The organism is Segeticoccus rhizosphaerae, assembly GCF_005222685.1.
Classification (GTDB): Bacteria; Actinomycetota; Actinomycetes; order Actinomycetales; family Dermatophilaceae; genus Segeticoccus; species Segeticoccus rhizosphaerae.
The window spans coordinates 29,756-47,257 of record NZ_SWMA01000008.1; the positions used below are offsets into that span (position 1 = coordinate 29,756).

The 17,502-nt window shown below is 72.2% G+C and carries 17 protein-coding genes; 12 read left to right on the plus strand and 5 right to left on the minus strand.

Going from position 1 to position 17,502, the window contains the following annotated elements; genetic code table 11:
* The first annotated feature begins 162 nt into the window (after positions 1 to 162).
* The 6 genes from FCN22_RS08095 (at position 163) to FCN22_RS08120 (ending at position 3,638) form a co-directional block, all read left to right on the plus strand.
* Positions 163 to 456, plus strand: coding sequence for a YciI family protein (locus FCN22_RS08095; protein ID WP_202911475.1), 294 nt, complete (start codon positions 163 to 165; stop codon positions 454 to 456).
* Complete coding sequence (locus FCN22_RS08100) at positions 453 to 1,682, plus strand: RNA polymerase sigma factor (protein ID WP_137121046.1); 1,230 nt, start codon at positions 453 to 455, stop codon at positions 1,680 to 1,682. The genes FCN22_RS08095 and FCN22_RS08100 overlap by 4 nt, the downstream gene beginning before the upstream one ends.
* A gap of 43 nt (positions 1,683 to 1,725) precedes the next feature.
* Positions 1,726 to 2,223 carry an ASCH domain-containing protein gene (locus tag FCN22_RS08105; protein ID WP_137121047.1) on the plus strand — a complete coding sequence of 166 codons (498 nt, stop codon included), beginning with the start codon at positions 1,726 to 1,728 and terminating at the stop codon, positions 2,221 to 2,223.
* Positions 2,224 to 2,382: 159 nt separating this feature from the next.
* Entirely contained in the window at positions 2,383 to 2,829 is a 447-nt protein-coding gene (locus tag FCN22_RS08110) for an Rv2175c family DNA-binding protein (RefSeq protein WP_338016638.1), read from the plus strand.
* Positions 2,830 to 3,246: a lycopene cyclase domain-containing protein gene (locus tag FCN22_RS08115; RefSeq protein ID WP_202911467.1), complete on the plus strand. Its 417-nt coding sequence runs from the start codon at positions 2,830 to 2,832 to the stop codon at positions 3,244 to 3,246.
* Positions 3,243 to 3,638, plus strand: coding sequence for a lycopene cyclase domain-containing protein (locus tag FCN22_RS08120; protein ID WP_137121048.1), 396 nt, complete (start codon positions 3,243 to 3,245; stop codon positions 3,636 to 3,638). Before FCN22_RS08115 ends, FCN22_RS08120 begins: the two co-directional genes overlap by 4 nt.
* On the opposite strand, the gene FCN22_RS08125 is transcribed toward FCN22_RS08120, so the two are convergent.
* From FCN22_RS08125 to FCN22_RS08135, 3 genes are read right to left on the minus strand one after another with little or no spacing between them, the layout of a single operon-like run.
* Positions 3,635 to 4,555: a phytoene/squalene synthase family protein gene (locus FCN22_RS08125; protein WP_137121049.1), complete on the minus strand. Its 921-nt coding sequence runs from the start codon at positions 4,553 to 4,555 to the stop codon at positions 3,635 to 3,637. The two genes, FCN22_RS08120 and FCN22_RS08125, sit on opposite strands and share 4 nt — an antisense overlap.
* Positions 4,546 to 6,048 (minus strand): phytoene desaturase family protein, encoded by a 1,503-nt coding sequence (gene crtI / locus FCN22_RS08130; RefSeq protein ID WP_137121050.1) that lies wholly within the window; start codon positions 6,046 to 6,048, stop codon positions 4,546 to 4,548. Before crtI ends, FCN22_RS08125 begins: the two co-directional genes overlap by 10 nt.
* On the minus strand, positions 6,045 to 7,130 hold the full coding sequence (locus FCN22_RS08135) for a polyprenyl synthetase family protein (RefSeq protein WP_137121051.1): 1,086 nt from the start codon (positions 7,128 to 7,130) through the stop codon (positions 6,045 to 6,047). The genes crtI and FCN22_RS08135 overlap by 4 nt, the downstream gene beginning before the upstream one ends.
* A 63-nt stretch (positions 7,131 to 7,193) precedes the next feature.
* Here FCN22_RS08135 and metF point away from each other — a divergent pair, with 63 nt between their 5' ends.
* Entirely contained in the window at positions 7,194 to 8,132 is a 939-nt protein-coding gene (gene metF / locus FCN22_RS08140; RefSeq protein WP_137121052.1) for a methylenetetrahydrofolate reductase [NAD(P)H], read from the plus strand.
* 106 nt (positions 8,133 to 8,238) lie between these two features.
* Here metF and FCN22_RS08145 read toward each other — a convergent pair whose 3' ends face one another.
* The gene (locus FCN22_RS08145; RefSeq protein WP_137121053.1) at positions 8,239 to 8,859 is read right to left on the minus strand and encodes an L-threonylcarbamoyladenylate synthase; all 621 of its coding nucleotides are present in this window, start codon (positions 8,857 to 8,859) and stop codon (positions 8,239 to 8,241) included.
* A gap of 55 nt (positions 8,860 to 8,914) precedes the next feature.
* On the opposite strand from FCN22_RS08145, the gene FCN22_RS08150 reads away from it, so the two are divergent.
* Positions 8,915 to 9,862, plus strand: coding sequence for a threonine/serine dehydratase (locus FCN22_RS08150; protein WP_238384597.1), 948 nt, complete (start codon positions 8,915 to 8,917; stop codon positions 9,860 to 9,862).
* A gap of 149 nt (positions 9,863 to 10,011) precedes the next feature.
* Positions 10,012 to 11,463 carry a catalase gene (locus FCN22_RS08155; protein ID WP_137121055.1) on the plus strand — a complete coding sequence of 484 codons (1,452 nt, stop codon included), beginning with the start codon at positions 10,012 to 10,014 and terminating at the stop codon, positions 11,461 to 11,463.
* A 272-nt stretch (positions 11,464 to 11,735) separates the two neighbouring features.
* Here the strand turns inward: FCN22_RS08155 and FCN22_RS08160 are convergent, their stop codons facing one another.
* Positions 11,736 to 12,245, minus strand: coding sequence for a YbaK/EbsC family protein (locus tag FCN22_RS08160; RefSeq protein ID WP_137121056.1), 510 nt, complete (start codon positions 12,243 to 12,245; stop codon positions 11,736 to 11,738).
* 265 nt (positions 12,246 to 12,510) lie between these two features.
* Here FCN22_RS08160 and FCN22_RS08165 point away from each other — a divergent pair, with 265 nt between their 5' ends.
* From FCN22_RS08165 to FCN22_RS08175, 3 genes are all read left to right on the plus strand, one after another.
* On the plus strand, positions 12,511 to 12,903 hold the full coding sequence (locus FCN22_RS08165; protein WP_238384598.1) for a DUF6504 family protein: 393 nt from the start codon (positions 12,511 to 12,513) through the stop codon (positions 12,901 to 12,903).
* Positions 12,904 to 13,039: 136 nt separating this feature from the next.
* Positions 13,040 to 13,525, plus strand: a complete 486-nt coding sequence (locus tag FCN22_RS08170) for an SAV_6107 family HEPN domain-containing protein (protein ID WP_238384599.1) — start codon at positions 13,040 to 13,042, stop codon at positions 13,523 to 13,525.
* Positions 13,518 to 17,465, plus strand: a complete 3,948-nt coding sequence (locus FCN22_RS08175) for a DNA polymerase III subunit alpha (protein ID WP_137121057.1) — start codon at positions 13,518 to 13,520, stop codon at positions 17,463 to 17,465. The genes FCN22_RS08170 and FCN22_RS08175 overlap by 8 nt, the downstream gene beginning before the upstream one ends.
* Positions 17,466 to 17,502: the final 37 nt, after the last annotated feature.

Consider the following 17,502-nt stretch of genomic DNA (forward strand, 5'->3'; position numbering starts at 1 on the left):
ACCTGTCGTGTCCGGAGGACCTGGTTCGTGGAGAGAGTAAGAGGCACCAACCCGGATGCCCTCGAGCAAGGAGAGATCGAGATGACGCAGTACCTGATGGCCGTGCACGGTCCCGAGGAGATCTACACCACGGGTCACGGTGGCTACGCCGACGAGGCGGAGATGGAGAGGGCGTTCGCCCAGACGGGTGCGTTCAACAAGAAGCTGCAGGACGAGGGCTACTGGGTCTTCGCGGGCGGCCTCGAGGCGCCGTCGACGGCGACCGTCGTCGACGGGCAGGGCGACCAGCCGGTCTACACCGACGGCCCCTACCTGGAGACCAAGGAGCACATCGGGGGCTTCTGGGTGATCGAGGCGCCCGACGCCGACGTGGCCCTCGCGCTCGCCGCGGAGGCATCGAGGGCCTGCATGGGCACGGTCGAGGTGCGACCGTTCCAAGGCGACCCGGCCGAGTGACGGACTCCCCGACCCACGAGGCGATCACCCGCGCCCACCACGAGGAGTGGGCGCGGGTGGTGGCCTCGCTGGCGTGGCGCTTCGGCGACCTCGACGTCGCCGAGGACGCGGCGGCCGACGCCTTCGTGGCCGCGGTCGAGGCCTGGCCGAGGACCGGCACACCCCCCAACCCCGGTGGCTGGCTGACCACCACCGCGACCCGCAAGGCGCTCGACCGGATCCGCCGCGAGGGCAAACGGGACGCCAAGCACAGGGCGGCCGAGATGATCCGAGACGACACCCCTCACACGCCCACCGGACCGCTCACCGACGACCGGCTCCGGCTGCTGTTCACCTGCTGCCATCCAGCGCTCGCGACCGAGGCCCGGGTGGCGCTCACACTGCGCCTGGTCGGTGGCCTGACCGTCCCCGAGATCGCCCGCGCCTTCCTGGTGCAGGAGACGACCATGGCCCAGCGCATCACGCGGGCCAAGGCCAAGATCAAGAAGGCGCGGATCCCCTACCGCGTGCCGGGTCCCGACGACATCGAGGCCCGGTTGGCCGGGGTCCTGGCGGTGGTCTACCTGGTCTTCAACGAGGGCTACCTGTCCGGCGCCGGCGACGAGCCCGTGCGCCGCGACCTCACGCTGGAGGCAATCCGGCTCGGGCGGCTGCTGCGCGCGCTCCTGCCCGACGATGGCGAGGTGGCCGGACTCCTCGCGCTCATGCTCCTGACCGAGGCCCGCAGCGCGGCCCGGTTCAGCGCCACCGGCGAACTGGTCACGCTGGACGAACAGGACCGCGGCGGCTGGGACCGCGCCCTGATCGCCGAGGGACATCGGCTGGTCAGGGAACGCCTGGCCAGCGGGATCCGCCCCGGGCGCTACCAGATCCTCGCCGCGATCAACGCCGTGCACACCGACGCAGGCAGTGCCCGCGACACCGACTGGAGCCAGATCGCGACCCTCTACGAGCAGCTGTATGCCGTGAGCCCGTCTCCGGTGGTCGCGCTCAACCGTGCCGTCGCCCGAGCCGAGCTGGACGGCGCCGACGTCGGGCTCGCCGAGGTCGACCGGCTCGTCGGGACGTTGGACCGTTACCACGCGTTCCACGCCACACGCGCCGATCTGTTGCGGCGCCTCGGCCGCTCCGCTCAGGCACGCGAGGCGTACGACAGGGCGATCGAGCTGACGCGGAACCCTGGCGAGCGTGCCTATCTCACCCGCCGTCGCGACCAGCTCGCCTGAGCGGATCGATCAGGGGGCGGTGCTTCGCGTGGGAGGGTGAGCCATGGTCATCACCGACGAGGACGAGCTGGACGCCTTCTGGGACATCGCCCGGGAGCACGCGAGTCTTGCCGGGGTGCCGGTGTACACCGGTGAGAACCCGTTCAGAACGCTCCGGCCACCCTCGTGGGCGTTCGGCGCGACCCCCGAGCACGCCGACGAGTTGCTCGGCCTTGTCCTGGACGGGACCAAGACGGCGACCGCGAGCTCCTACACCGATTACGCCGAGGAGGGCGAGCAGCTGCCCGCGCCCGGGACGCTCAGCATCGTCCTCGACGGCTCCGGTCACCCACGCGCCCTTGTGGTGACGACCGACGTGCGGGTCGTCCCGTTCGACCAGGTTGACGCCGACCACGCCAGAGGCGAGGGGGAGGGCGACCGCAGCCTCGACCACTGGCGGGCGGTGCACGAACGCTTCTTCGACGAACACGCCGACGGCGGCTTCCTGCCGGACATGCCGGTCGTCCTCGAGCGGTTCCGGCTCCTCTACCCGACGACGTGACCGCATGCTCACCGGGCCTGACGGGAGGTAGTGCCGACGTGGGTCGCGATCCACCCACCCGTCCCCGCTCTTGGCTGCCCCGCGACGCCGACGCTTCGCACGAGCTTCGGCGGCGCGCCCGCCTCGGCAGACCCGAGCAGCCCGTGGCAGGCTTGGTGCGTGAACTCCTTCGACGCGGCGTCCACGGCGCCGGGCCCCATCGAGCAGGACCGGACCGATTCCACCGGACCCACGCAGGTGCCCCCACCGACCGGTGTCGAGGCGCAGGTCGGCAACTGGCTGACCGTGCCGGACATCGCGGATCGCATGGGCGTCAGGCTCTCCGAGGTCCGCAGGATGATCGAGGATCGCGAGCTGCTTGCGGCACGGATCGGTCCGCGGTCGGTGGTGGCGGTGCCCGCCAAGTTCGTGACCGGCGAGGGGCCGCTGCCGACGCTGCGCGGCACCTTCACCGTGCTGGCCGACGGCGGCATGGACGACGAGCAGATCATCGGCTGGCTCTTCACACCGGATGAGACGCTCTCCGTGGAGGGCGCCCCCATCGACGCCCTCCTCGCCGGCCGCAAGAAGGAGGTGCGCCGGCGCGCACAGGAGCTGGCCTTCTAGGTGGGTCTGCGCCACTGGTCCTACGTGGCCGTGCTCGTGTTCTGCCTGATCGGCACGCTCCCGCTCGTGCGCGCCTACCGGTTGACCGTCTTCCGCCGGCCGCTGCGCCTGCTCGCTGCGATCGTGCTCGCCGGCGCGCCCTTCCTGGTCTGGGACCTGTGGGCGACTCGGGCGGGGCACTGGCACTTCGACGCCGCCCAGACGTTGCCGCCGCGGATCGCCGGACTGCCGCTCGAGGAGATCGCCTTCTTCGTGGTGGTCCCGCTGGCCTCGATCCTGGCCTTCGAAGCGGTCCGGGTGGTGCGCGGCGAACGCGACGGCCTGGCGGGGAGGGGGCGTGCCACGGCGCACGGCCCCTCGCGCGGCCCGTGGGCGCGACGGCGGTCTCGGGAACCGGGCTCGCGGGACCCGCGGTGACCTACACGATTCTGGCGGCCCTCGCCATACCCGCTGCGGTGATCCTGGACCGCTGGCTGCTGCGCACCCGGCTCACGAGCAGCCGGACGTGGTGGCTGGCCTATGCGATCATCACCTTCTTCCAGCTGCTCACCAACGGGTGGCTCACCGGCCGCGGGATCGTGCGTTACGCGTCCGACACGATCATCGGCAGCAGCCGGGTCACCATGTTCGGTGACGGCCGGCTCTTCTACGCACCGGTCGAGGACCTCGGCTTCGGCTTCGCGCTCGTGCTGCTGTCGTGCGCGGTCTGGACGCGGTTGCGGGACGTTCCCACTCGAGGCCGGCCGGCGGCCGCGCCACCCGGGCCGAGACGGCGCACCGACCGGCTCGGGCGGGAACGGACGGGCTAGGGCCGGCGCTGCACCACGTCGCGGAAGGCGCGCCGGCCCACCAGCGAGGCGGCGGTGGCGAGCCGCCGCCGGGTCGGCACGTGCACGCGGCCGGCGAACACGTTGTGGTCGTGCCGCTCCACCTCGTCGAGGATCCCGCCGTAGAGGCGGTAGGCCGCCTCCAGGCAGGGCCGGCTCGTGTCGGCCACCATGGCCAGACCCGGGGCCGCCTCGAGGTAGAGCTGCCTGGCGCGGTCCACCTCGAACGCCACCAGGGCCCGCACCCGTGCGTCCGGCCGGGTGCTGCGGATGGCCGCCTCGAGCAGGGCCTCCGAGACGTCGTGCGCCCGAAGGTCCTCCAGCGGCAGGTAGATGCGGCCGCGGTGGAAGTCCTCTGAGACATCCCGGATGAAGTTGGTCAGCTGGAACGCCTCGCCGAGGGCTCCCGCCCGCTGCAGCGCCTCCGGGCCGCTCGCGCCCAGGATCGGCGCCATCAGCTCGCCGATCACCGCTGCACTGCCACGCATGTAGGAGAGCAGGTCACCCCAGGTCTGGTAGCGCGAGACGGTGAGGTCCATGCTCATCGAGGCCAGGAACTCCTCGACCAGGGTCGGGTCGAGGGCGTAGGTGCGCATCGTGGACCAGGTCGCGGCCAGCAGCGGGTCGACCAGCGGATGCGGCGGCTCGGCCGCGCGCAGGGTCCGCATCGCGGTGCGTGCCCAGTCGGGTAGCGCCTGGGGATCGTGACCCGACGGGCTGTCCACGATCTCGTCCGCGGTCCGGGCGAACGCGTAGAGCGCCCAGACGTGCGGACGCACGGGTGCCGGCAGCAACCGGGTGGCCAGGTAGTAGGTGCGGCCGTGCGCTGCGTGGATCCTGCGGCAGTGCTCGTAGGCCGCGGCCAGCGCGGGGTCGTCCGGCACGGGTGTCACCGCCATGCCCGCGACCGGTAGGCCGGATCGACCCCGACGAGCCGTTCGGCGGCGAGCCGGCCGCTGATCAGCACCATCGGCACGCCGACCCCAGGCACTGTGCCGGACCCGGCGAGCACCACGTTGGCGCCGACGTGGTTGGGCAGCCGGAACGGGCCGGTCTGGCCGAAGGTGTGCGCCGCGGCGAAGGGGGTGCCGGCGGCCATCCCGCGCTCGTCCCAGTCTGCCGGAGTGATCAGCTCCTCGACCTCGATGGCGTCCGAGAACCCCGAGAAGCCTGCCCTCTCAACGGTGCTCAGCATGTGCTCACGGTAGGGGACACGCAGCCTGCCCCAGTCGAGCTGGCCCGCCGCGAGATTGGGCGCGGGGAAGAGCACGTATGCCGAGCTGTGCCCCGGGGGAGCGAGCGACGGGTCGGTGGTCGACGGCAGCGAGACGAGGAACGACGGATCACGCATGAGCCGACCGTGCTCGAGGTCCTCGAAGACACCGGACCAGGTGCGGCCGAAGGTCATCGTGTGGTGTGCCTGCGCCGGCCAGCCCGTCCGCAGCCCCGCGGCGAGCACCACGCAGGAGGGGGAGTAGCGGGTCGTCGACTCCCGAGCGGCGGGCCGCCCGAGCAGCCGGCGGGCGAGGGGGGCGTCCGGTGTCATGACCACGGCGTCCGCGCTCCACGAGCGCCCGTCGGCGGCGACGAGGCGGGAGACCCGGTTGCCCTGCCACCGCACCTGCGAGACCTCGGTGTCGTAGACGAGCTCGACACCGGCCCGCGACGCCGCCCCGGTCATGGCCGTGGGTATGGCGTGCATCCCGCCGTCGGGGTAGGAGACTCCGGCGACCAGGTCCATGTAGGAGATCACGGCGTAGAGGGCGAGGGCCCGCTGCGGCGACAGGCCGGCATACAGCGACTGGAAGGTGAAGACGCGCTGCAGCCGCTCGTCACGGAAGTAGCGCGCGACGGTGGGCGCGAGGCGCGAGAAGGCGCGCAGACCGGCGAGTCTGGCCAGGGAGGGTCTCGCGAGCCCGAGCACCGAGTCGAAGTTGCGGTCGATGAAGTCGCGGACCTCGAGTCGGTAGAGCGTGGTGACGAAGTCGACGTAGCGCTCGTAGCCACGGGCCTCGGCCGCGCCGGCGAACTCGCTGATGCGCTGCACCATCTTGTCGCGGTCGGAGGTCAGGTCCAGGGTCGTGCCGTCGGCGAACCTGGCCCGGTAGGCGGGGTCGAGACGGCGCAGCGTGACGTGGTCGCCGAGTGACTCGCCGACGGCGGCGAAGCAGTCCTCGAGCAACTCGGGCATCGTCAGCACGGTGGGGCCGCTGTCGAGGTGGTAGGTGCCGCCGCCGCCCTTGCGGACCACCCGCGCGGCTCGCCCCCCGGGGAAGGACTCTCGTTCCAGCACGGTCACCCGTCGACCCGCACCGGCCAGGTGCAGGGCGGCCGAGAGCCCGGCCAGACCCGCGCCCACGACGACGACGTGGTCGGTGGGGCCGGCGTTCACGCCGAGCGGGCGGTGGACAGGCCGATCAGCGACTCGAGGGTCGCCACACCCTCGGCGGTGAGCCCCTGGGCCGAGTGCAGGTGGTCGTGGGCCGCCTGCGCCTGCTCGGTGATCATCTGCTCCACCCGGTCGAGGGCGCCGGTCGAGCTGATCACCGCGCGCAGCTGCGCCACCTGCTCGTCATCGAGGTCGGCGACGCCGAGCAGCTTGTCGAACAAGGCGATCTCGTCGGGCTCCGCGGACGCGAGCGACTGGGCGACGAGCACCGTGCGCTTGCCTTCGCGCAGGTCGTCGCCCGCCGGTTTGCCGGTTGCCTCCGGGTCGCCGAACACGCCCAGCACGTCGTCGCGCAGCTGGAAGGCCTCACCGAGCGCGAGGCCGTAGCGCGACAGCGCTGCCAGGTCGCCCTCCTGCGCCCCGGCCGCGGTGGCGCCGATCAGCAGCGGATGCTCGACGGTGTACTTCGCGCTCTTGTAGCGGATCACGTGGCGAGCGCGCTCGACCCGTTCCTGCGCGGACAGCCCGTCCCACCCGCGGACCGACTCCAGGACGTCGAGGAACTGCCCGCCCATGAGCTGGGTGCGCATCCGGTCGAACAGCTCACGTCCGCGCGCGGTCTCGTGCGCCGGCAGCCCACTGGTGGCATACATCTCGTCGGTCCAGGTCAGGCAGAGGTCGCCGGCGAGGATGGCCCCCGCCTCGCCGTACCGCGCGGCGTTGCCCGACCAGCCCTGGGCGGCGTGGTGGGCGGCGAGGCGGCGGTGGGCGGACGGCATACCGCGACGGGTGTCGCTGCCATCCATGACGTCGTCGTGCAGCAGCGCGGCGGCCTGGAAGAACTCCATCGACGCGGCGGCCCGGATCGCCGCGTCGCTGTCCGGCCCGCCGCCGGCGCGGTAGCCCCAGTAGAAGAAAGCGGCGCGCAACCGTTTGCCGCCACGCACCAGGGACGCCACCAGGTCGACGAACGGCGTCATGTCAGCGCCGATCTCGGCCAGGACCGCCTCCTGCGTCGCGATCTCGGCGTCGACCACCGCCTGCACGCGTGCGCGCAGGCGGTAGGCGTCGAGTGGGTTCGACAACGGACCTCCCGGAGGGTGACTACCTCGAGCCTACGGTGCCCGGTGTCGCCTAGGCTGACGGGTATGGCCCACGGAACCGCATCGACCATGCCGAAGGCAGCGAACGCGATGCGGTCCATCCCGCAGATGCTCGCGGGGGAGGGCACGTCCTACAGTTTCGAGTTCTTCCCTCCCAAGACCGACGACGCCGAGGTGGCGCTGTGGGAGTCGATCCGCCGGCTCGAGCGGCTGCACCCGACTTTCGTGTCGGTAACCTATGGCGCCGGTGGCACGACCCGCGACCGCACCGTGCGCATCACCGGGCGGATCGCCCGCGAGACGACCCTCACCGCGATGGCGCACCTGACCTGCGTGGGCAGTTCCGTGGCAGAGCTGCGGCAGGTCGTCGGCGAGTATGCCGGGGCCGGCATCCGTAACATCCTCGCCCTGCGCGGGGACCCGGCGGGCGGTCTGGGCACCCCGTGGACGCCGCACCCGGGGGGCCTCGACCACGCCGACGGGCTGGTCTCCCTGGTGCGCGGCCTCGGCACGTTCACCGTCGGGGTGGCGGCGTTCCCCGACCGGCACCCCGAGTCGCCGAGCCTCGAGCACGACGCCGAGGTGCTGGTGCGCAAGGCTGATGCGGGAGCCGAGTTCGCCGTGACGCAGTTCGTCTTCGACCCCGACACCTACCTGCGGTTGCGCGATCGGGTCGACGCGAGCGGCCGCACCATGCCGATCATCCCGGGGCTCATGCCGGTGACGAACTTCAGCCAGATCACCCGGATGGCCGAGCTGTCCGGGACCCCGTTGCCCGAGAACGTCATCCGCCGACTCGAGCCCGTGGCGGAGGACCGGGTGGCCCTGCGCGCGGTCGGCGTCGATATCGCGACCGAGCTCGCCTCCCGGTTGCGTGACGAGGGCGCGCCCGGCCTGCACTTCTACACGATGAACCGCTCCACCGCGACGCTCGAGGTCTACACCAACCTGGTCCCGGAAGCCGCGGGGCCGCATCACGCCTGACCGTCGTCGCGCCACGCTGGCAAAGGTGGGATGAGCGGCCGGCGCACCGGGTTCTCGGCGATGTTTGCCAGCACGGCTCGACGGGCTCGGCGGGAGCGCGCCCGGATCACTCGAACGGCGCAGGGTCGCCGGCACCGAGCCGGACGATCTCCGGGAAACCACCCGAGAAGTCCACCACCGTGGTCGGCTCGGCCCCGGTGTCGCCGGAGTCGAGCACCGCGTCGACCTGGTGGTCCAGGGTCTCCTTGATCTCCCACCCCTGCGTCATCGGCTCGTCCTCTCCCGGCAGCAGCAGCGTGCTGGACAGCAGCGGTTCGCCGAGCCCGGCCAGCAGCGCGAGGACGACGCGGTGCGAAGGGATCCGCACTCCGACCGTCTTCTTCTTCGGGTGGAGCATCCGCCGGGGGACCTCCTTGAGGGCGGGCAGGATGAAGGTGTACTGCCCTGGCGTCGTCGCCTTGATCTTGCGGAAGACCTGGTTGTCGATCTGGACGAACTGACCGAGCTGGCTGAAGTCGCGGCACATGAGGGTGAAGTGGTGCTTGCTGTCGAGCTTGCGGATCGTCCGGATGCGCTCCAGCCCGTCGCGGTTGCCGAGGGCACAGCCCAGCGCGAAGCAGGAGTCGGTGGGGTAGGCGATCAGCCCACCGGACCGGATCAGGTCCACGGTCTTGGCGATGACCCGTGGCTGGGGGTTGTCCGGGTGCACGTCGAAGTAGCGGGCCATGGGGGTCACCATAGGTGACGGTGTGCGCTCAACGCTGGCCGATACGGTGGGTCGGGTGACCGCACCGATCGACGTCCCCGCCGCCCGCTCCCGCGTTGCCGGACACGTCCGACGCACCCCGGTGATCGAGGTGGAGGGCGGCGCCTTCGGCGTCGGCGAACCGGTGGTGCTCAAGCTCGAGCTGCTGCAGCACACCGGCTCGTTCAAGGCGCGCGGTGCCTTCAACCGCATCCTGGCGGCGCAGGAGCAGGGGGAGCTGCCGGGGAGCGGCGTGATCGCGGCCTCCGGCGGCAACCACGGACTGGCCGTCGCGCACGCGGCGCGACAGCTCGGCATACCGGCCGAGGTCTTCGTCCCCGACGCCGCCAGCCGGGTCAAGGTCGAGGGCATCCGGGCCACCGGTGCCGAGGTGACCGTCACCGGAGCCCTGTATGCCGATGCGTATGCCGCGTGCGCGGCTCGCGCACGGCAGTCGGGCGCCCTCTTCGTGCACGCCTACGACCAGCCGGATGTCGTGGCAGGACAAGGCACGGTCGGGTCCGAGCTGCTCGAGCAGGTGCCGGACCTCGACACCGTGCTGGTGGCGGTCGGCGGTGGTGGGTTGTCGGCCGGTGTGGCGGCGGCGCTCGGTGGCCGGGCCCGGGTGGTGGCGGTCGAGCCTGAGTCCATCCCGACGCTGCACGCGGCCCTCGAGGCCGGCGAGCCCGTGGACGTCGAGGTCTCGGGCGTCGCCTCGGATTCGTTGGGGGCAAAGCGGATCGGCGAGATCGCGTTTGGCATCCTGTCGGGGGCCGGCGTGACGAGCGTCCTCGTGAGCGACACGGCGATCATCGAAGCGCGCCAACGCCTGTGGGACCGGTTGCGTCTCGCGGCCGAGCACGGCGGCGCGACGGCCGTGGCTGCGCTGTCGGGCGGTGCCTACGCGCCACAGCCGGGGGAGCGGGTGGGTGTCGTGGTCTGCGGCGGCAACACCGACCCGTCGGACCTGTCGGTCCCTTCGTGACCGCTGTCCGAGCATGTCGGCATCCGGCTCAGCGCGGTGGCCGGGGCGCGGCTCCCGCCCGCGGGCCGGGGGCCTCGGACCGCATCTCTTGACTGGCCCCAGGACGGGTGGTGCGGTGGAGGTGTTCCGGTCTCCACCTGAGGAGCGACATGTCCGACAACTACACCACCACCGATGCCGGGATCCCGGTCGAGAGCGACGAGCACTCGCTGACCGTCGGTCCCGACGGGCCGATCCTGCTGCAGGACGCCTACCTGATCGAGCAGATGGCCCAGTTCAACCGGGAGCGGGTGCCCGAGCGGCAGCCCCACGCGAAGGGTGGGGGCGCCTTCGGCCACTTCGAGGTGACCGGCGACGTCAGCGCCTACACGAAGGCCGACGTCTTCCAGCAGGGCAGAAGGACGGAGATGGTCGCCCGGTTCTCCACCGTGGCCGGCGAGAGAGGGAGCCCTGACACGTGGCGCGACCCGCGCGGGTTCGCCCTGAAGTTCTACACCGAGCAGGGCAACTACGACATGGTCGGCAACAACACGCCGGTCTTCTTCATACGGGACCCGCTCAAGTTCCAGCACTTCATCCGGTCCCAGAAGCGACGGGCGGACACCAACCTGCGCGACCACGACATGCAGTGGGACTTCTGGACCCTCTCGCCCGAGTCGGCCCACCAGGTCACCTGGTTGATGGGGGACCGTGGCATCCCTCGCAGCTGGCGGCACATGAACGGCTACTCGAGCCACACCTACATGTGGGTCAACGCCGAGGGTGAGCGGTTCTGGGTGCGCTACCACTTCAAGACCGACCAGGGCGTCGACTTCCTGACGCAGGAGGAGGCGGACCGGCTCGCCGGCGAGGACGGCGACTACCACACGCGTGACCTCTACCAGGCGATCGAACGCGGCGAGCACCCGAGCTGGACGCTGCACATGCAGATCATGCCGTTCGAGGAGGCGGCGACCTACCGGTTCAACCCGTTCGACCTGACCAAGACGATCTCGCACCAGGACTACCCGCTGATCGAGGTGGGCCGGATGACGTTGGACGAGAACCCGACCGACTACCACGCGCAGATCGAGCAGGCCGCGTTCGAGCCGAACAACATGGTGCCCGGGATCGGCCCCAGCCCGGACAAGATGCTGCTCGGCCGACTGTTCTCGTATGCCGATGCGCACCGTTACCGGATCGGTCCCAACTACCGTGAGCTGCCGGTGAACTACCCGCGGCACGCCCCGGTCCGGTCCTACTCCAAGGACGGGGCGATGCGCTACCACCCCGTGTCCGACCCGGTCTACGCGCCCAACTCCAAGGGCGGTCCGAGCGCCGACACCGCGCGCTTCGGTGAGCCGGCCGGATGGCGCACCGACGGGGACCTGGTGCGGTCGGCATACACGCTGCACGCCGAGGACGACGACTTCGGCCAACCGGGCACGCTGGTCCGCGAGGTGCTGGACGACGCGGCGCGCGAACGGCTCGTCGGCAACATCGTCGGGCACCTGTTGGACGGGGTCAGCGAGCCGGTGCTGGTTCGGGCCTTCGAGTACTGGCGCAACGTGGACCAGGACCTCGGCGACCGCGTGGAGTCGGGAGTCCGCGAGAAGCAGTAGCCGGTCCACACCGGCAGGCCTGGCTGGCCTGGCTGGCGTGACGTCGGCACGGCACGGCACGGCGCGGGACCGGCACGGGTCCTCCCCTCCCAGGACCCCTGCCGTTCCCGTGCCGGCGCACACACGCCACCCCACCGTGTGGTGCGGTGCGGTCCCATGGTGGCGGATTTCGGCCGCGTCGGCATCCGCAGAGTCTCAGCCGGCGGACCGAGGTGCCCAGTCGGACCCGTTGCCCGGGCTGCGGACCGGTGACCAGGCGGCGGCTCGGGTGCTCAGGCGACCTCTGCCGACTGCCCACCGGTGAGGCGGAGCAGCTCGTTGTACGACGTGGGGAACACGGCCCGGGGATGACCTGCGGCCGCCCACACCTGGCGGTAGCGGCTCAGGGCGATGTCGACGACCGTGAGCGGTGGCGTGCGGTGTGCGATGGGCGGCACCCCGCCGATGGCGAACCCGGTGTGCTCGCGGACGAAGGCGGCGTCCGCCTTGCTGATCTCGTCGAGACCGAGCGTGTCGGCGACCTGGACGATGTCGACCCGGTGGGCGCCCGAGGCGAGGACGAGCAGGGGAGCGACCTCGCCGTCCTCGAGGTGCGCCCGGAAGATCAGCGAGTTGGCGATCTGGCCGATGTCGATGCCGAGCTGGTCGGCGGCCAGGCGCGCGGTGCGGGCGTGCTCGTCGAGGATGGTCACCGCACCCCGGACCCGTTGCTCCTGCAGGACCTGGACGACGCGGAGCACGGAGGGGCTGTCACGCACCTCGAACCCTGAGGCTTCGGTCATGACGAAACGGTAGCCATGACCCGGTCCGTTTGCCCCCGAGACTCGCCATCTGGACGGCGCTGGGCCGGTCCGGGACGTGCGGGCGTCGCGGTGTGACGGCCGCGTCCGAGGTTCTCCACAGGGACTTGACGGGCTGTCGGCGCAGTGGGGTACATTCGTCCGTATCGAACAAACGTTCGAGATAGTTGGTTCGTCCGGTGTGGCGGCGGGCGCCTCGACCCCGTCCGCCGCCCTGCCGGGCGGCGAGGCCCGCGGAGGAGTGGTCATGGTGCGTCGTTACCACGAGCCGGTCGAGGTGCAGTCCCGGTCAGACGTCAGCAGCACTGGCAGCACGGGCAGTACTGGCAGCACGGGCAGCACTGTTCTGGCCGCCGCTCCCTCGGCCTTCCTCTGGCGGGGACGGCTCTACGTCGTCCGGGAGGTGCTCGACCACTGGCGTGAGCGCCGGGCGTGGTGGCGGGACGCGCTGGACCGGTCCGGGTTCGACGCCGGCTCCAGTGAGGACACGACCGGCGATGGCGTGCCCGGGCCGGACGACCTCGAGCAGGAGATCTGGCGGGTCGTGGCCAGTGCCGGACGCCACCGAGGCAGCGGGGTCTACGACCTGGCCGGAGGTGACCGAGACCAGGCCTGGCGCCTGGTCCGCGTCGCGGACTGACCGGTCTGCACCGCACCGGCCCCGCCGAGACCGCACCGACCACGCGCACGCGGTCCGTCGGCGACCAACCGTCCGCAACCGACCGACCGCAACCAGCCGACCGCACCAGCCATCGCCACAGACCAAGGGAGACGACGTGACCACCATCCACTCCACCGCCGCGGCACCGCAGGCCCCGGTCGCGGACACCGTGCTCGAACTGCTGGAACGCTCGCGGACGACGTTGCTGGCGGCCTGTGGGGCCGGCAGCGCGGGTGAGCGCTACGTCGATGCGCACCTGGCTGCGTTGCGGGCCGCCGCGGCCCTGCTCGCGGCCCGGAGCAAGCCGGTCGCCCGCTCCAGGCCGCGCAGTGTGTGGGAGGTGTTGCCCACCGTCGCCTCCGACCTGGGGGAGTGGGCAGCCTTCTTTGCCGGGTCCGGCCGGCGGCGAGCGGCCCTCGAGCGGGGCTCGGCCACCGCGAGCAGCCGCGAGGCCGACGACCTGCTGCGGCAGGCCGAGATCTTCCTCGAGCTCGTCCAGGCGCACCTCGGTCTGCCGATCAGTGCGCCGCTGCCGCAGTTCATGACCCCCACGGCGTCCGAGCACGCCGCTGCGACAACCTGGCAGGAGCCCGGTGAGTGAGTCCTTCGCCCACCTGCACGTCGCGTCCGGGTTCTCTCTGCGTTACGGCGCCTCGACCCCCGCCGCGCTGGTGCAGCGGGCCGCCGATCTCGGTCAGCCCGCCCTCGGCCTGACCGACCGCGACGGGCTCTACGGTGCAGTGCGGTTCGTCCAGGCCTGCACGCAGGCGGGGATCGACCCGGTCCTCGGGGTCGACCTCGCCGTGGAAGATCCCACAGCGGGTGCCGGGCTGCTGAGCGTTTCTTCGTCCGGGCGGCGGGTGCGGGTCCACCCGGTCAAGGGCGGTGCGGTGGTCGACGACCGGCATCCCCGGGTGACCGTGCTCGCCCGGGGGCAGGCGGCGGGGGTGGCGCCCGGTCTCGGCTGGGCCCGGTTGTGCCGGCTGGTGACCGAGACGCACCTGCGCGGCGAGCGCGGCACTCCGGTCAGCACCCCCGAGCTGATCGCGACCTGGTCGCGGGTCGACCGGTCCGGCGATCCCCAGAACCCCTCCGTCGGCGACGACCCCGGCGCCGCTCTCGTGGTCCTGCTCGGCCCCGGCTCCGACGTGGGACGAGCCGTCCTGCGCCGCGACCTCGTGCGGGCCCGGGAGCTGCTGCGGCGCTGGCAGGAGCGCCTGCCCCGCGACGGGTTGGCCATCGAGGTCGTCTGCCACGGCGGGCCGCCGGGAAGCCCGGGAAGCCGCGGTCACGCCGCCCGGCTGTGGGGGCTCGCCCTCGAGTCGGGGGTCCCGGCGGTGCTCACCGCCGCCGTCCGGCACGTCGAACCGGCCGACGCGATGACCGTGGACGTGCTCGACGCCGCGCGGCGGATGGTGCCCCTGGACACGCGACACCTCGACCGGGTCACCACCGCCGGCCACCTGGCGGAGACCGCCCGGATGCTGGAGGTGGCGAAGGAGGTGGCGGAGGCTTTGGGCCCGTCCAGCGGGACGGGAGGTTGCGGTGATGCCGTGGCTCGTGCCTCGGCTCTGGTGGAGGCGACGGTGGCCCTGGCCGGCGAGTGCCGGCAGGACGCCCGCACCGACCTCGGCATCGGGTCGGTGCACCTGCCCGAGGGCTCGGTGCTCGGGTTGACGCCGGGCGACGACGCCCAGGCGGTGCTGGCCGCTCGCTGCCGCGCCGCGATCGCCGGCCGTTACGCCGGGGCGGGTGAGCGCGAGCGGCGGGCCGTGGAGAGCCGGCTCGAGGACGAGCTGCGCACGATCGCCGCGTTGGGCTACCCGACATACTTCATGACGGTGGCCGCCGTGTGCGACCTGATCCGCGACATGGGGGTCCGGGTGGCCGCGCGGGGCTCGGGAGCCGGCAGCCTGGTCAACTACCTGCTCGGCATCAGTGGGGTCGAACCGCTGCGCCACGACCTGCTGATGGAGCGGTTCTGCACCCCCATGCGCGCCCAGCTGCCGGACATCGACGTCGATGTCGAGTCGGCTCGCCGCACCGAGGTCTACGAACGCATCCTCGAGCGGTTCGGGGGCGATCGGGTCACCTGTGTCTCGATGATGGACACCTACCGGGTCCGGCACGCCATCCGCGACGTGGCGGCGACGCTGGGGTTGCCGCCCGCCGAGACCGACGCGCTCGCCAAGGCCTTTCCCCACATCCGCGCCCGGGACGCCCGCGCGGCCGTCCGCGAGCTGCCCGAGCTGCGCTCCAGGGGCCTGGACGCGCCCCGGCTGAAGCTGCTCTTCGAGCTGGTCGAGCGTCTGGACGGGCTGCCCCGGCACGTGGCCCTGCACCCGTGCGGCGTGGTCCTGTCCAATCGAGGGCTGCTCGACCGGACGCCGGTGGAGGCCAGCTGGCTGGGCTTCCCCATGAGCCAGTTCGACAAGGACGACGTGGAGACGCTCGGCCTGCTCAAGCTGGACGTGCTCGGCATCCGGATGCAGTCGTCGATGGCGCACGCGGTCGACGAGGTCGCCCGGGTCGACGGCATCACCATCGACCTCGACGACCGTGAGCAGGTGCCGCTCGACGACGAGCAGACCTTCGAGCTGATCCGGTCCACCCGCACGCTCGGCTGCTTCCAGATCGAGTCGCCGGGGCAGCGGGAGCTGATCGGCAAGTTCGCGCCGGAGACCTTCGAGGACCTCATCATCGACATCTCGCTGTTCCGGCCGGGGCCGGTCAAGTCCGACATGGTCACGCCCTTCCTGCTCGCCCGGCAGGGCTGGCGACCGCCCGAGTACCTCCACCCGACCCTGGAGCCCGCGCTGCGCAGCACCTGCGGCGTCGTGGTCTTCCACGAGCAGGTGCTGCAGCTGGTGGCCGAGACCACCGGAGTCAGCCTGGCCGAGGCCGACGAGGTGCGCCGTGCCCTCGGGTCCCCGGCCGGGCAGGAGGAGGTCGAGGCCTGGTGGCGACCCGCCGCGGCGGCGCGCGGCTACGAACCGGCCGACGTCGACCGGATCTGGGAGGTGCTGGCCGCCTTCGCCTCGTTCGGCTTCTGCAAGGCCCACGCGGCGGCCTTCGCGCTGCCGACCTACCAGTCGGCCTGGCTCAAGGCGCACCACCCGGCGGCGTTCCTCGCCGGGGTGCTCACCCACGACCCGGGCATGTACCCCAAGCGGCTCATCCTCGACGACGCGCGAAACACCGGGGTCGCGGTGCTGGGGCTGGACGTCAACCGGTCCGGCGCCACCTACCGGGTGGAGCCGGTGGGGCGGGACGGACGGACGGACGGCGACGCGGAGGGGGCCGAGGCGAAGGCGCCCACACGCAGGGGTATGACGGGCCACGCAGGTCACGCGCGGGGCTACGGCATCCGGCTGTCCCTGTCCGACGTCAAGGGGATCCACGAGGACGAGGTGACGCGCATCGTGGCCGGGGCGCCCTACGCCTCCCTGGCCGATTTCTGGCAGCGGGCCCGGGTGTCGCGTCCCGTGGTCGAGCGGCTGGTGCTCGCCGGGGGGTTCGACTCGGTCTACGGGCTCGGGGGCGACGGGGGCGCGGCGCTCGGTCGCCGCGGGCGGATCACCCGACGCGACCTGCTGCTGCACGTCACCGAGCTCGACCGGTGGTCCCGATCGATGGCGCGTCGCGGCAGTGCCGCGGGGGTGGCCGCGACGAGCAGCCGCCCGATGACCGGAGGCGGGGGCCCCGGTCAGGCAGGACAAAGGGTGGCCGAGCGCGCGGCCGGGCAGGCGCGGGGGCGGCGCCCGAGCGCACGCCGCCAGGCCGGACCGGCCCAGCTGATGCTCGACCTCGGCGATGCCCCCGAGCTCGTCGCCGGTTCGGGACTGCCGGAGATGACCGCAGCCGAACGGGTCCGCGCCGAGCTGGACGTCCTCGGCCTCGACGTCAGTGCCCACGTGATCGACTGCTACGCGCCCCTGCTCGACGCGTTGGGGGCGACCTCTTCGTCACGGTTGCTGCAACAGCGCAACAGGGCCGAGCTGCTGGTCGCCGGCGTCAAGGTCGCCACCCAGACCCCACCGATCCGCTCAGGCCGCCGGGTGGTCTTCCTGACCCTCGATGACGGCACCGGCCCGATCGACGCCACCTTCTTCGAGGACGCGCAGGGCCCCTATGCCGCCACGGTCTTCCACTCCTGGATGCTCCTCGTGCGCGGCGTCCTGCGCCGGACCGGGCCGAAGGGGGTCTCGCTGCGGGCCACCGGGGCCTGGGAGCTGTCGGGGCTCTGGGATGCCTGGTGCCGGGGCGGGCTCGAGGCGGCGCAGGCGGCGCTGGCCGAGGCCGATGCCCGGGCGCGGGGCCTGGCCGAAGCGCAGGAGAGGGCGATGACCGAGCCCTCCGGACACCGGGTGCTGGTCCACGCCTCCGGTTTCAAGCAGTCGCCCTACGCGGATGTCCGGCCCGCCGGGCCGGAGACCAGGAACGGCCGGCTGGTGCAGGACCGACCCGGGGCGACAGGCAATGGCAATGGTGCGCCGCCACGCAAGCTGTGGCACTCCAGCCCGGGCAGCGCGGGGGGCTGATTGAGCGGCGACGACAGCGTGAGGAAACGAGCGGAGC

Excerpts from the sequence above, each read along its gene's own strand:
- FCN22_RS08095 (WP_202911475.1), top strand. The coding sequence starts at position 163 with ATGGAGAGGGCGTTCGCCCAGACGGGTGCGTTCAACAAGAAGCTGCAG.
- FCN22_RS08105 (WP_137121047.1), top strand. The coding sequence starts at position 1,726 with ATGGTCATCACCGACGAGGACGAGCTGGACGCCTTCTGGGACATCGCC.
- FCN22_RS08125 (WP_137121049.1), bottom strand. The coding sequence starts at position 4,555 with ATGGCGGTGACACCCGTGCCGGACGACCCCGCGCTGGCCGCGGCCTAC.
- metF (WP_137121052.1), top strand. The coding sequence starts at position 7,194 with ATGGCCCACGGAACCGCATCGACCATGCCGAAGGCAGCGAACGCGATG.
- FCN22_RS08145 (WP_137121053.1), bottom strand. The coding sequence starts at position 8,859 with ATGGCCCGCTACTTCGACGTGCACCCGGACAACCCCCAGCCACGGGTC.
- FCN22_RS08155 (WP_137121055.1), top strand. The coding sequence starts at position 10,012 with ATGTCCGACAACTACACCACCACCGATGCCGGGATCCCGGTCGAGAGC.
- FCN22_RS08160 (WP_137121056.1), bottom strand. The coding sequence starts at position 12,245 with ATGACCGAAGCCTCAGGGTTCGAGGTGCGTGACAGCCCCTCCGTGCTC.
- FCN22_RS08165 (WP_238384598.1), top strand. The coding sequence starts at position 12,511 with ATGGTGCGTCGTTACCACGAGCCGGTCGAGGTGCAGTCCCGGTCAGAC.